Annotated in this window: 12 protein-coding genes; 8 read left to right on the forward strand and 4 right to left on the reverse strand. The window is 69.1% G+C overall.

Going from position 1 to position 13624, the window contains the following annotated elements; all coding sequences use genetic code 11:
• Positions 1-101: 101 nt before the first annotated feature.
• Positions 102-857: an SIMPL domain-containing protein gene (locus KA712_24025; protein MCG5056035.1), complete on the forward strand. Its 756-nt coding sequence runs from the start codon at positions 102-104 to the stop codon at positions 855-857.
• A 19-nt stretch (positions 858-876) separates the two neighbouring features.
• Here the strand turns inward: KA712_24025 and KA712_24030 are convergent, their stop codons facing one another.
• On the reverse strand, positions 877-1842 hold the full coding sequence (locus tag KA712_24030) for a TerC/Alx family metal homeostasis membrane protein (GenBank protein MCG5056036.1): 966 nt from the start codon (positions 1840-1842) through the stop codon (positions 877-879).
• 109 nt (positions 1843-1951) lie between these two features.
• On the opposite strand from KA712_24030, the gene KA712_24035 reads away from it, so the two are divergent.
• Complete coding sequence (locus KA712_24035; GenBank protein MCG5056037.1) at positions 1952-2839, forward strand: glucose 1-dehydrogenase; 888 nt, start codon at positions 1952-1954, stop codon at positions 2837-2839.
• A 24-nt stretch (positions 2840-2863) separates the two neighbouring features.
• Here the strand turns inward: KA712_24035 and deoC are convergent, their stop codons facing one another.
• A complete protein-coding gene (gene deoC, locus KA712_24040) occupies positions 2864-3601 on the reverse strand; it encodes a deoxyribose-phosphate aldolase (protein ID MCG5056038.1) in 738 nt (245 codons plus the stop codon).
• A 77-nt stretch (positions 3602-3678) separates the two neighbouring features.
• On the opposite strand from deoC, the gene KA712_24045 reads away from it, so the two are divergent.
• The 4 genes from KA712_24045 (at position 3679) to KA712_24060 (ending at position 7827) form a co-directional block, all read left to right on the forward strand.
• A complete protein-coding gene (locus KA712_24045; GenBank protein ID MCG5056039.1) occupies positions 3679-5064 on the forward strand; it encodes a LamG domain-containing protein in 1386 nt (461 codons plus the stop codon).
• 211 nt (positions 5065-5275) lie between these two features.
• Positions 5276-5929, forward strand: a complete 654-nt coding sequence (locus KA712_24050; protein MCG5056040.1) for an RNA polymerase sigma factor — start codon at positions 5276-5278, stop codon at positions 5927-5929.
• Positions 5922-6728 (forward strand): hypothetical protein, encoded by an 807-nt coding sequence (locus KA712_24055; GenBank protein ID MCG5056041.1) that lies wholly within the window; start codon positions 5922-5924, stop codon positions 6726-6728. Before KA712_24050 ends, KA712_24055 begins: the two co-directional genes overlap by 8 nt.
• Before the next feature lie 10 nt (positions 6729-6738).
• Positions 6739-7827, forward strand: coding sequence for a hypothetical protein (locus tag KA712_24060; protein MCG5056042.1), 1089 nt, complete (start codon positions 6739-6741; stop codon positions 7825-7827).
• On the opposite strand, the gene KA712_24065 is transcribed toward KA712_24060, so the two are convergent.
• Complete coding sequence (locus tag KA712_24065; protein MCG5056043.1) at positions 7805-8641, reverse strand: LamG domain-containing protein; 837 nt, start codon at positions 8639-8641, stop codon at positions 7805-7807. The two genes, KA712_24060 and KA712_24065, sit on opposite strands and share 23 nt — an antisense overlap.
• A gap of 62 nt (positions 8642-8703) precedes the next feature.
• Entirely contained in the window at positions 8704-10683 is a 1980-nt protein-coding gene (locus KA712_24070) for an N-acetylmuramoyl-L-alanine amidase (GenBank protein MCG5056044.1), read from the reverse strand.
• A 343-nt stretch (positions 10684-11026) separates the two neighbouring features.
• On the opposite strand from KA712_24070, the gene KA712_24075 reads away from it, so the two are divergent.
• Complete coding sequence (locus KA712_24075) at positions 11027-11731, forward strand: FHA domain-containing protein (GenBank protein ID MCG5056045.1); 705 nt, start codon at positions 11027-11029, stop codon at positions 11729-11731.
• Positions 11704-13611, forward strand: a complete 1908-nt coding sequence (locus KA712_24080; GenBank protein MCG5056046.1) for a hypothetical protein — start codon at positions 11704-11706, stop codon at positions 13609-13611. Before KA712_24075 ends, KA712_24080 begins: the two co-directional genes overlap by 28 nt.
• The last annotated feature ends 13 nt before the right edge of the window (positions 13612-13624 follow it).

Consider the following 13624-nt stretch of genomic DNA (forward strand, 5'->3'; position numbering starts at 1 on the left):
TGCCCCACCACCGAAGCGCACCGGCGCGCGGCGCGTTGCAAGGCCAGGCTCCTCCGCGCACCGCTGGCCGCAAAGAGGCCTTCTGCCAAGCTACGCGCACCATGATGCCGAAGCCCTCCTCTGCGCGCAGCCGCGTCTTCATCAGCCCTCGTCCGCTTCCCGTTGCCCCGCTTTTGGCCCTGCTCGCCACCACGACTGCGGCCTGTGCGCACCACGGGCTCCGGAGCACGGGCCCCTCCGTCACGGCCACCGGGGAAGGCAAAGCCTCGGGCAAGCCCAACCTGGCCACCGTCACCGTGGCCGTGGTCGTGGAAGCCAAGACCGCCACCAGCGCCACGTCCGAGGCCGCCCTGCGCCAAAGCGCCGTCATCGCCGCCGTCAAAGGTGAGCTGGCAGGCCAAGGCCAGGTGCAAACGAGCGGGTACTCTCTCAGCCCCGTTTACGACTACAACGAGGGCCGCCAAACGTTGCGGGGGTACCAAGTGCGGAACGCCCTCACCGCCGAGCTCCGCGATCCCAGCAAGGTGGGCGCCGTCATCGACGCCGCCGTGCAAGCCGGCGCCACCGAGATCGCATCGGTCAGCTTCGGGCTCGAGGACAGCGGGGCGGCCCGCGCCGAGGCCATTCGCAAGGCCACCGAAGCCGCGATGCGGGAGGCCACGGCCGCCGCCCGCGCCGCCGGACGTTCCCTGGGGACCGTCAAGACCATCGCGGTGGGCTCGAGCTCAGGCGCCCCCCCGCCCATGCCCCTCGTCAAGATGGCGCGCATGGACATGCAGGCCTCGACCCCCGTCGAGCCCGGCGCGGTGGAGATCACGGCCACGGTGACCGTGGAAGCCACGCTCGAGCGCCCCTGACGGCCGGGTCCCCGGAGCGTCACGACGGGGCATCCGCGGGCTTGCGCGGCATCGCGCCCGCTGGGGGCTGTTTGCGCAACCGCGAACGCCCCCCCGCGAGTGTCAGGCTCGCGATCACCGCCAAGGTGATGGCGCCCGTAACGATCGAGATGGACGCAAGCGGCGGGATCGTGACCCACTCGTGAATCATCATCTTCACGCCAGCGAACGCGAGCACGAAGGCCAGGCCGTAGTGCAGATAGCGCAAGCTCGCAATGGTGCGCGCGAGCACGAGGTAAAGCGAGCGAAGCCCCAGGATCGCAAACGCGTTCGAGCTGTAAACGATGTATTCCTGCCGCGTCACCGACAACGCCGCCGGCACCGAATCGATGGCGAACACGATGTCGGACAGTTCAATCGTGAGCAGCGCCAGCAGCAAGGGTGTCACCATCCGTCTGCCGTTTTCGTTGACGATGAACTTGCCGCCGCGGATGCCGTTCGTGAGCGGTAAACGTCGGGAGAGCCAGGTCACCAGAGCGCTTTCTTCTTTCTCGGTCAGGTCCTCCCGAAAGGCGTGAAGCGCCGCCAAGATCAAAATGCCGCCGAACACGTAGACCACCCACGAAAAACGTTCGATGGCCGCGATGCCGGCAAAGATGGCGATGCCCCGGAACACGAGGGCTCCCAAAATGCCCCACAGCAAAACCGTATGTTGCTGCTCGTCCGGCACCTGAAGGCTTTGAAACACGAGCAGGAACACGAACAGGTTGTCCACGCTCAAGCTCTTTTCGATGAGGTAAGCGGCGAGGTACTCCTCCGTGGCCCGACCGCCAAGCTGCGCGAACACGTAGAAGGAAAACAGCAGCCCCGCGCCAATCCACACCACGCTCCACGCGATCGCCGCCCGTCGCGTCTGTTCACGCCCTTTGCGGTGTGCGAACAGATCCAGGATCAACAAGACGGACAACACCGCACCAAAGACGATCCAATCGAGCGATCCCGCCACGTGCACCTCCTCGCCAGAACGCGTGCAACGTCCGTGCCCGAACGCAGGTACCGTTGGCCCCGGATCTGCACACGCTTGCTCACCACACGCACCAAAGGAGCGATAAACCATGGCGAGCCAAGACACACAGAATCAAGACCCGCGCACGGCGGGCCCACATGGGTTCACCGCCCAGGAGCAGGCGGCGACCGGCAAGGAACACGAGATGACGCCCGCGCCCGACTACGGCGCGCGCTCCTACAAGGGCCACGGACGGCTCACGGATCGTGTGGCGCTCATCACAGGCGGAGACAGCGGCATCGGTCGCGCCGTGGCGCTCGCGTTCGCCCGGGAAGGAGCACACGTGGCGATCGCATATCTACAAAACCACGACGACGCCCAAAAGACCCGCGCCCTGGTGGAAGCCGAGGGGCGAAAAGCCGAGCTTTACCCCGGTGATGTAGGGGATCCCGAGCACTGCGAGCGGATCGTGGCGAAGGTCGCCCAGACCTTCGGGCGCCTCGACGTGGTGATCAACAACGCTGCCTTTCAGGGCGAAAGCGTCCAGAGCGTGTCCGAAATCGAGCCCGCGCGCCTCGAACGCACGTTCCGCACGAACATTTTGGCGATGTTTCACATCGTGCGGGCGGCTCTCCCTCACCTCAAACCCGGGGCGTCCGTCATCAACGTGAGCTCGATTCAAGCCACGAATCCATCGCCCGCCCTCATCGATTACGCGGCCACCAAGGGCGCCATCACGAACTTCACCCTGGCTCTGGCGCAAGAGCTTGGCCCGAAGGGCATACGGGTCAACGCGGTGGCCCCGGGGCCGGTGTGGACCCCACTCGTCGTGCAATCGTTCGACGCGGACCGGGTGGCGTCGTTCGGCGAGAACACGCCGCTTGGCCGGGCGGGCCAGCCGGCCGAGGTGGCGCCCGTCTTCGTCTTCTTGGCCAGCGACGACGCCCGCTTCGTGAGCGGCGCCATCATCGGGGTGACCGGCGGCAAGCCGCTGTGAGGGCCCGCGCCCGCACAGCGGGTCTCAGTAGCCCGCCGACGGGGACGCGATCCCTGCCCCGATCGGCGGAAGGCCCATGCGCCTGCGACACTCGTCCAAGATCACGGCCGTGTGGCTCGTGCCCACGCGGGTGACGCCCAGGGCACGCACGGCCAGGACGCGGTCGTAGTCGCGGATGCCGCCGCTGGCCTTCACCTGGACGGAGGGCGGGCTGTGGGTGCGCATCAGCACGAGCGCGGCGTCGCTGGCCCCCGCCGGCCCGAAGCCGGTGGACGTCTTCACCCAGTCCACACCCAGGGTCCCGCATAGTTCGCAAAGGATCCGCGTCTCGGATTCGGTCAGGGAAGCGGTCTCGAAGATCACCTTCAGCTTGGCTCGGTGGGCGCGGCACACCTGCAGCACGGCCCCAACGTCAGCGCTCACGGTGGCGAAGTCGCCCCCTTTGACGGCGCTCAGGTTCACCACCATGTCCAGCTCCACGGCGCCGTCCTCGAGGGCCCGCGCGGCCTCCGCCACTTTGGTGGAGGTGCAATGGCCGCCGTGAGGAAAGCCCACCGTGGTGCTGACGCGCGTGGGGCTGCCCGCCAAAACACCGGCAGCCAGTTTTACGGCATAGGGCAGGATGCACACGCTGGCCACGCCATAGGCGCGCGCGCTTTCGCACCCCTCGACCAGCGCCCCGCGGGACAGAGTGGGCGTGAGCAACGCGTGATCGATGAGCTGGGCGATGTCTTCGTACGCGGGTGGGGGCAAACCGGGCATCGCGGCACCCTACCGCGGGCCGACCCAAGAATCACCGAATTGACCCCTTGTGCCCGCCCCGTGCGACCTCACGAGCGATGTCATCCGTGTACGGCACGCGTGGTTCTTCATTCACGAGTTCGCTCCCGCTTGCAGCGGCCTTGGTGCTGGGGGGGCTGCTGCCGCCTGCGGCCTGCACCTCGACAAGCGAGGGGAGCGACGAAGGCGGACCCGGGGACGCGCAGGCCGGGGCGGGGGGCGGGACCTCCTCAGGCGGTCGCGCCGGGGGTGCCACCGGCGCATCTTCGGGCGGTGCCTCGTCCGGGGGCACCACCGGCGGCAGCGCGGGCACCGGTTCGGGCGGGAACGCAGGAAGCGCCCCTGTCTCCGCCGGGGCGTGGCCCACGGGGTGGTCGAAGCGGCGCAGCGCAAAGCCCACCCTCGACGCCCTGGCGAACGCCTGGGAGGGCGGATTGCCGCTGCTCGTCAGTGTTGCCGTCGAAGGCTCCGAGGGCATTCAAGCGCCGGCGGATGCGGGCAAGCTCCGCGTGCTCGACAAAAACGGACAGCCCGTCCCCTACGAGCTCGACAGCGTGAGAAACGGCAAGGCTCTGGTCTGGATTCGCTTCCCGACCCCGGACACTGCGGTGTGGATTTACACGGCCCCCACCGCGGCGGCGCCCGCGGCGCCCGACCCGGCGGACGTCTGGGGCGACGAAGACAGCGTGTGGCACCTCGAGGCGTCCGGGCTCGAGTCGGGACCTCGTGCGCATGACGGCCTTGCCGATCCCGAGGGACCGGGTGTTGCGTTCGCCGAAGGCTTCATCGGAAACGGCTTCGTCGGAGATTCGTCAAAGAAAGCCAACCTCGGCCTCGCGCGCGGCGAGGCCGCCGATGGGCGCCTGCTCTCGGGGGTCAAGGGCTTTACGATCTCGGCCTGGGTGAAGGCGACCGACCTCGCGTTGCTGGGCGACAAACCATTCGACCGCGCAATCCTCTCGGTGGGCACCGACGCCACCGACTCGAACTACAACCATGCCTCGGGCGTACTGGCCATCGGGCTCGCCAAGAGCAACGACGCCGGCGGCAAGGTGGTCGTGGGTGCTCGGCCCAGGGGAGACATGGAAACCGTGACCTCGGAAGGCGCCGTACCCCAAAACCAGTGGACGCACGTCGCAGGGGTGGTCGACATGAAGAGCAAACAGGGGCGCCTCTTCATCAATGGCGAAGCCGCCAGCGCCTGGTTGTCGATGGGCGATCTCGAACTCGACGCCTTCCCAGCCGATCACAAGGCGAAGTCGACCCACATCGGCGCCAGTGCCGGAGGACAGTACGGCTATTTCGACGGTGTGCTCGACGAGATCCGTCTGTCGCGGGTCATGCGCAGCGACGCGTATCTGAAAGCAGTGTTCGCGAACATGCGCGACCCTCAGGCGACGATCTCGGTAGGGCCCGTCGAAAGCAACAACGGCGAGGGTCCGTGAGTTTCGGATCCGCGCCACACGCGAAGGCGTCTTCGCCCGCCGCGAACGGCGCGTGCCGTCGGACGCGCCGAAGGTGTGGGCCGCCCTTTACGTGCTGGGAAAGATCTGCCGATGAGCTCGTACGGGGTACTTTTGTGCCCGCGCGCCGGAATCGTCATCGAGACGGTCCCCCGAATGACCCACCCGGCGTTCGACAAACGACCCAGGGGACGTGGAGTTGGCAATCGACGACAACAGTTGGCTCTCGCTCGCCGGGCCGGAGGACGACGGGGATCCGGCCGAGGGGGCCCCGGACGCGCCCCTGCGCCGGCTCCTCGAACGCGCCCTGCGTGGGTCGTCGGATGCCAGAAACGAGCTGTTCGCGGCCGTGGCCCCGAGGGTCGTCGCCGTGGTGCGAAGCACGCTGGCGCCGGGGGGAACCTCCGACGTGGAGGACGTGGCCCAGGAAGCCTTGATCCGCCTCAACCGGGCGCTACCGAACTACCGCGGCGAGTGCTCCGTGATGTATTTCGCGACCCGCGTGGCGGTGAACACCACGACCGATTTCCTTCGGCGCAAGATCGCCCGGCGCAAGTACGAGGCGGCAGCGGCGCCCCGGCAAGACGATCTGCAGGAGATGCCGCGCCCGGGCGAGTCGCTCGCGCACCGCTCCCGCCTGCGCTTTCTCCTGGAAACGCTGTCCGAAGCCCAGGCGGAAACGCTGCTCTACGTGGCGCTTGGCCACTCGGTGCAGGAGATCGCCCAGGTCATGAGCGTTCCTACCGAAACCGTTCGTTCGCGGCTCCGTTTGGCCCGCCGGGCAGTCCGCCTGAAGATAGAATCCGATCCTGCTAGCAAAGAGCTTTTTGGGGGAGAGCATGAGTGACTCATCCGAGTTTTGGGGAGGCAAGGTCACGCCGCTCGTGACGAGCACACGTTTCGAGCAGGCCCTGCGCAAGGATTCCCGGGTGTCGGCCGCGGACCGGGTGATGGCGGCCAAGCTGCTCGCAGGCACCGCCTTCTTGGCAGAGGTGAGCCCGTCGCGAACGAGCCGCCGCCGGGTGCCGCTGCCGCTCACGTGGGCCGCGGCCGCCTCCGCTTGCCTCGTGGCCACGGGCTTTGCGTCGGCCCGCATCATCGACTCGATGAACGATCTCGAGCCGGTCGAGCTGGCCCCTCCCGCCAAAGCCATCTGGCTCGCACCGCCCCCTGCCGTGCCAAGAAGGCCCGACATGGCGCTGGCCGTGCCCCCCGCCCCCGTGCCGCGTCCCATGACCATGCCCGAGGAGGACGCGCGCCCCGCCCTGGCCGCGGAACTCTTCGGCACGGCCAACCGGGCCCGGGATCAAAGGCTCACGGACCAGGCCGAGCGCCTCTACCTGCGCCTGCAAACCCGGTTTCCACGCTCGTCCGAGGCAGAGCTGTCGCTCGTCAGCCTGGGACGGTTGCGGCTGGATGCGGGGCGCCCCCTGCAGGCCCTCGCGGCCTTCGACGCCTATCTGGCCCGGGCGGCTGCGGGCCCCATGCAGCACGAAGCGCTGGCCGGTCGGGCGCTCGCGCTCGAAAAGCTCGCGCGCCCCGAGGACGAAGCCCGGGCGTGGCGCACACTGCTCGAGAGCCACCCCGAGTCTTTGTTCCAGGCCAGGGCCAAGGCGCGGTTGCGCGTGCTCGCGCCCAGCCCCTGACGCCTCGCTCATGCCGCTCGCGCTGCTCACGTTGCTCGCCGCCGCCACGCTGGCCGCCCCCCCGGCCCCCCGCCCGAGCGCCCTGGCCTTGCTGGCCGCCGCCGACGAAGCCACGGCCGAGGCCCTGATGACCACGCTGCAGGCGCTCACCCGGGACAGCGCCTTTAGAGTCGTCGCTCGCCTCGAGCCCTTCGCGGATGAAGACGTGCTCGCCCCCTCCCTGGCAAAGGGCTTTGCGGCCGTGGCCTGGTTCGACCTGCGGGATGCCACGACCAGCCGCCTTCACGTTCTCGACGTCGCGAACGCACGTGCCGTCACCCGAAGCTTCTTGGCCCCTGATTCTGCGACCTATCGGGTCGAACAGCTGGCCCAGGCCTTTCGCACGGTGCTCGACGCCCTCGAGGCCGGCGGCGACATCGGCGACGACGCCGACCTTGTCCGAAGGGACCTGGGCCTACCCGCCGCGCAGGCACCCCCGCCGGCTCCGGCGCCCGTGCCCAGGAGCGCCCCGGTCATCGCGACCTCAGTCTCCGCCCCGCGCCTCACGTCGGGCGGGCCCCCCAGGTGGGACGCCGAGCTGGCGGCCCACTACGGCACGGCGTGGCTTGGCACGCCCTTTCCCTTGCAACACGGCTTCGGCCTCGGGGCCGCCCTCTTGCGAGGCGAAGGCGCCTGGCGATGGGGTGTACGGGCCAGCGGCGCCTACACCCTGCCGCCTGCGGTGGCGCTGGCCCCCACCCTCGACGCCCGCGTCGACATCTGGTCCCTGCGCGTGGGGCCTGCCCTGGCACGACGCTTTTCCGGGTGGCGGGCGGAGCTGGGTGTGGATCTGGGCGCCGACCTCGTGCGGGCGTCGGCCAGGCTCTCACCCGGCTCCCCCTACACGGCCCGCGATGCGCGCTTTGGCCCCTCGTTTCTGCTGCGGCCCCGCCTGCGGGCCACCTGGGCGGTCTTTCGGGACCTGAACGTCTTTGCAGAGGCGGGGCTCGGGCTCGAGCTGTCCGACCTTGCGCTGGCGCTCCGCGAGGACGGTGCCCAGCGCACCGTAGTGGATGCCGCCACCGTCCGGCCCGAGTTCAGCGTGGGCTTTGCGTTGTGACGACGGCCTGGCGTCGAAACACGCGCCGCTGGCTCGACAACAGGATCTCGTCGAGGCGCACGGAGGCCGCGAAGTCAGAGGGCGCGTCCGCGAGCCCATCCATGGAACCATCGTTGTTGGCGCCGAACACCCAGGGATTGGCGTTGCCCTCGAGCCCATCGTTCGTGTCCGCGCCGCACGGTGCGGTGGGCACGAAGATCGCCTCGTTGCGGCTGTTCTCTTCGATACCGTTGATGTAGAGCTCGAGCGGGCCGCTTCCAAAGTTGATGCCCACGTGCGTCCAGGTCTCGGTGGGCATCACCCGGGCGGTGCACCGCGATCCCGCGGCGTTGGCGCCTTGCAGGCGCACGGAGAGATACCCGGGCCCCGTCCAGTACACGGTGAAGTGCCCCTTCGTCCTCTCCAGCGTGGCGTCGCGGGACAAGATCCCCACCCGGAACACGGGCCCCGGGGGAGGCGGCAGCCACACCCAGAACGAAAGTGAGCCGCTCGGCAACGCGAAGGCGGACGAGGGCGCCACCACGAGGTAACCGCGGGGATCGCCCTGGGGAAAGACCACCGCCTGCCCGCACCCCTCGGGGCCCTCCACCCGCGCGGCGTTACCGGTGACTTGCGCGGGGTGTGCTCCGGTTTCGTCCGCAAAGCCCTCGGCACCCGGGGCCTCATCGAAGCTGTAGCGCGCGACCACGTCGTCCACGGGGCCAGGATCGCAACGGAGCGGCAGCGCCCCCCCCCGCTCGGCGACCAGGCGCGTGTCCTCACAGCCAAGGAGCAACGAACCGAGGATTGACCAAGTCGCCAGGCGAGGGACCATGCCCCGGGGACTTTACTCTCCGCACGCCTCGGGCGTCGACCACGGGACCCCGCGGCCCTCGTCTACCGCTCGAGGGTCGGCAGCTCGATGAGGGGGATCTCCTCGCGCTTGCGCGGCACGATCTCGAGCTCGACCAGCGGCCCGAAGAGGGGCGCCTCGAGCGGGATGAAGGCTGGGGGGGTCGTCCACACCGCAAGGTCCGCCGCCCGGGCCAAAGGCACCACGTCGCGATCGGCGATGTCGGCCGCCGGCCAACGCAGGCGCGTGTTGGCCTGTTGTGCTGCAAGCAGGGCCAAAAAGGTGATCGGGTTATAGGAGTACACCACCTGATCCGCGGGCAGGTCGGCGTGCTCCGAGAGCGCGGCGTTCCAGAAAACGTAGGGCCTGATGGCTTCGTCGAAGACGTGCCGCTTGTCGGCCTCGGAAAGGCCTTCGAGTTCGGGTGACGCCAAGAACGCGGCGGGGCCGAGCTTGTCCCCCCACTCGTGCGCGTGGTGCAGCACCATGCGGCGCAGCGCCTGCCGAGCGTCCAGGTTGTCGCTGCGGAAGAAGTTCGCCAGCGCCGCCGGGTCGAGCCGCTTGGCCCCGGTCCGCGTGAGCAAGTCGAGCACCATGCCCCGCCGCACCCAAGGTCCGTCCTGCACGGCGTCCACGTGCTTGAGGAAGCGTCCCGTATCGACCGGCAACCGCTCGGCGCTGAAGATGTCGAACCGGGTTTCGGGACCCACCTCGGAGCCCCGCTTGACGAAGCCCACCGTCCCCACGATCTCGCCCGACTCCACCGGCTCTTCGAGCAGCGCCACGTTGCCCAGCTTCAGGGTCGACAGCGCCCGCCGGTTGCGCTCCCGAACCAGCGTCTCGAGCCAGGGCACGCCCGAACGCTCAGGATCTTCCATCAATCCAGGCTCGAGATGCGCCAGCAATGAAAAAAACGTCATCGGGCCACGCGGCATCTGCAGCTCGTGCTTGATGAGCACGAAGGACGTGGACGAGCGCCCGTGCCGCCCAAAGCGCGCCGCCACGATCGTGCCCCGCACGGGCGCGCGCACCGGCGTTCCAGGCAGCCCCCGCAGGTTCACGCCTGCGCGCACGAGCCCGCCCGGGCTGAGCGGAAAGTGGCCGCTGCTTCGCTCCTCGACGCTCTCGAAGGCCACCCGTGCCGTGCGGTTGATGGTGGGCTCATCGTCGAACGGAAAGCGCGTGTAGCCACCCAGCTGTTGCGGCAAATAATAGCCGTTCAGCGCCGAGAGCAACTTCTTCCAATCGAACGCGCCCGGGTCCCATTTGTGCCCCTCCGCGTCCACGTGAAGGTGGCCCACGATGCCCGCAAACGCGTTCGGGTCCGGTAGCGTGTCGAGCAAGGGCTGACCGTCTTCGCCCACGGGAATCACGGGCCCAATCTGCGGAAAGATCCGCACCATCGCCCGCGCCAGCGCGATCACCGAGCGGTACTGCTCCGGGCGAAAGTCGAAGGCTTTGTAGTGCCGTCCGTTGATGAGCACATCCTTCACGGGGCGGGTGCGGTAGTCGGGCGGCAGCTTCGCAAGCTCGTCGCGGCTCGCATCGGCGCGGTTGCAGATCTCGACCCCCACCGAGATCGGGTTCGCCTGTTCGGCGTGGTACGCCCGCTCGAGCAGGTCGAGCGTTTGGTAGATGGTGCCGTCTGCGTCCACCATGAAGTGCGCCGACAGCCCGCAGCCTCCGTCGTGCCGGGGCAGGTCATGCATGCTGTGGAAGCACGAGCGCGAGTTCACGCACCCGTCGTGATGAAGCACGAATTGCTTGACCACCCCCTGAAGAGCCTCGAGTGAGCGCGTCTTCAAGCCTGAACGTGTGCCGAAGCGCTTGAAGCGGCCCTGACAGCAGGGGCTCGACGCCTTGGCCTTGTCCTCGAGGCAGGTCTCGGCGTAGCCGTCGAAGCCCCGCTCGGTGTCGTCCCACAAAACCACGGGGCGACCCACGTCGAACTTCTGCCCGGCCACCACGATTTCGGTGTTGGTGCCGGCCAGGGCGGCCAGGGTGACGAGCGCTGCGAACCCCATGTGTGCGGCAGGTTGCCCCAGCCAGGCCCACGCGGCAACGGAGGCGCGCGCGAAGGCAACGCAAAGGCCGGGGTCGCCCAAACGGCCGCCCGCGTGCCTTCACCGTTGACAGACCCGCACGTTTCTCATCGCATGGTCGCTTTGGCGCGCAGACGGACGCCGTCCGACCCGCCCCCTTCGATCGAGGAGACTGGCCATGGCGCGGTGGACAGGGCAACAAAACCTCTCCGCTGCGGCTCGCCTCCGCCTATCAGGCGGGCCGGCGCCGAACTTCCCGGCCACCATTTGACCGTCTGGGAGGGCGCACATAACATCTGCCCCACCTACAACCTTCCGCTCGTCCATGCTCGACCGCTTCAAAGGCCTTTTCGGGGGAACCCCCGCTCCCTCGCGCGCGGGGGCGCGGCATCTGAGCCGCGTGGCCGGCGAGGAGGGGCGACAGGCCTGGAAAGAGCGCAAAGGGGGGAGGGCCGAAAAATGGACATCGAAACGCAAACCGGGCCCCCGGCCGCCCGCCGCGGATGACGAGCCCGTCGAGGAGACCTGCAAAACCTGCGGTGAGCCCCTGCTCGTGGAGTGGGGCGGGGTCTGCCCGAACTGCAAGCCCAAGATCGCGAGCCCCAAGACCTTGTTCGCGGCAAGGTCGGACCTTTTCGGCGCCACGGCCGTTAGTTTGGGCTGGCTCGTGGTGCTGCGCTCCCCGGACGCTCCCCAGCAGGGCACCCTGCTCGAGCTCGAGCAAGCGCAAAACATCCTCACGCGCGCCGGCGCCCCAGCGCTGCCCGGCGCCCGGCTCTACGCCTTCAACGACGAGTACATGTCCGTGGGCAACGCAACCATTCGCCGCCCCTTCGGAGGCGATCGGGACGCTGCTTTCACGCTCGAAGACCGGCGCACCCCGGGTCCTTCGGCCAACGGTACGTGGCACAACGCCCGGCGCCTCGGCCCCTCCGAGGTCGTCATGCTGGGCGACGGGGACATCGTCCGGGTCGGCACCACCGAGTTCCTGTTCAAGTCACTATGGCTGCCCCCGGGATCTGCTTCGTGAGCGCCACCGCTCATCGTCCGGGGCGCCCGTCCCGCGCCTGTCGCGCGGCGGCGTTCGTGGCCTCGTTCCTCGTTTTTGGGGCAGGGGCCGGCGGGTTTTCTCCGTGCCGCGCGGCAGACGTCACGCTCTTCTCCACCCCCCCGCAGCTGGCCGGCGACGACACGGTCGAGTTGGTCGTGGGTGCGCGCCTTTTGGGTATCGAACGCGTCAAGCTCGAAGACCTCCAGGTGCGCTTCGACAAAAAGCGCGGCAAGGTGCGGGGCAGCCAGCCCTACCTCGACTACGCGGCCGACAAGTCCCGGGGCGCCGAGTCGTGGCGCCCGCCCCTCACCGTGGGCTTCGTCTACCTGTGGACCGACGGCACCCCGCCCGAGATGGTGGACGGCGTTCACCGGCTCTTCAAACGCCTGCCACCCGAGACCGTGGTCCTGCCCACGCCCTTCGGGCAGAGCTACTTTCCCGTGGTCAACCCGGCCTCCGCGGCACGCGTGGCGGGGGGCGGCCTCGACGACCAGCCCTTCATCGACGGCGACGCCATCACGTTCCTGCAGGCAACGCGAGCCAACGTCCACGAGGTGGCCAAGGACGATGCCCCGCTCAAGGCCCTCGTGATCATCGCCGACGGCCGCGACTACGGGGCGGGCAGCGACCCAGGCCCCTTTGCCTCCCTGGGCAAAGAGCTGCGTGAGGCGGGCTACGTGACGCAGGTCGTGGGCCTGCCCACCGACGACGACACCGCCCGGGCCAACCTGCGGGCTTTAGCGCACGCCGCGGGCGCACGGCTTCTGCCCGCAAGACAAGCGTCCGAGCTGCCCGCCCTCATCGAGGCCGCGGGCACCTTGTTTTTCGACCTGCGGGTGATGCGCGCCGAGCTTCCCCTGTCCGTGCGGCTCTTCGGCGGCGACGTGACCGTGGCGCTCGAGGCCACAGCGGACGGCAAAGAGATCAGCGCCGCCGCAGGCCTCGTCGAGGTGCCCGCCTCCGGCGGCTGGCTGCTGCTCGTGGCGGGCGGCGTGCTGATCCTGGGCGGAGCCGTGGGCGTGGCCGTGATGGTGGCCAAACGCCGGCCGGGTGGCGGGGCAAGCCCCGAGGACGACATGGACGGCTTCCTCGATGCCGTTCAGGAGCTGGTTCGCCGGCGGGTGGCCCCCGAGCGCGCGGCCGTGGAGCTGTCGCGCTGGTACCCCGAGCTGGTCGCAGAGCTGCCCAACATCGACGTGGACGCGCTCGATCCCGGCGACTACCGGCTGCTCAAGAGCCGCGCCGGGCAGGCCCGGCTCCAGGAGTACGCCAAGGCCGTCGGCAACACGGACGAGGACACGGGCAGCTCCGGTCAGGACGTTGTGGCGCTGATGTCCGGCGCCCTCGCGCAGGGCATGTCCGCTCCCGACACGGCCCGCCAGCTTCGCGCCCGCGTGCCCGATCGCACCTGGGCGGCGTTCGCCCGGGCGCGCTTCGACGAGGTCACCTCGATGCTGAAGACCGCGGCAGCGTCACAGCCGGCCCTCGCCAGCCCGCGCGCCCGCGCCTTCGTGCTCGCGGTGCAGGACGCTTTGCGGGATCGCGAAGGCGCCGAGGTGGTGGTCGGCTGGCTCGTCCGCGCGGCAGGCCCTGGCAAGCGCGGTGAGACGCTGCGCCTCGCCCGCAACCGGACCGTGATCGGGCAGGCGCCCGGCTGTCAGCTTCGTCTGGAAGACAAGCTCATGGCGGGTGAACACCTCGCGATCACCGAGGCAGGCGGTGGCTACTCGGTGGCCCCACTTTCCGGGCTCGTGAAGGTCGAGGGCAAAACACTGATGGCCCAGCGGCCCTTGCTCGACGGCGAAACGCTCGAGTTCGGCCAGGGGCAGTACGTGTTCAAGGCCGTCGTCGACGGCTAAACCCAAGAGTCCC

It is taken from the genome of Myxococcales bacterium, assembly GCA_022184915.1.
Lineage (GTDB): Bacteria > Myxococcota_A > Polyangia > Fen-1088 > Fen-1088 > JAGTJU01.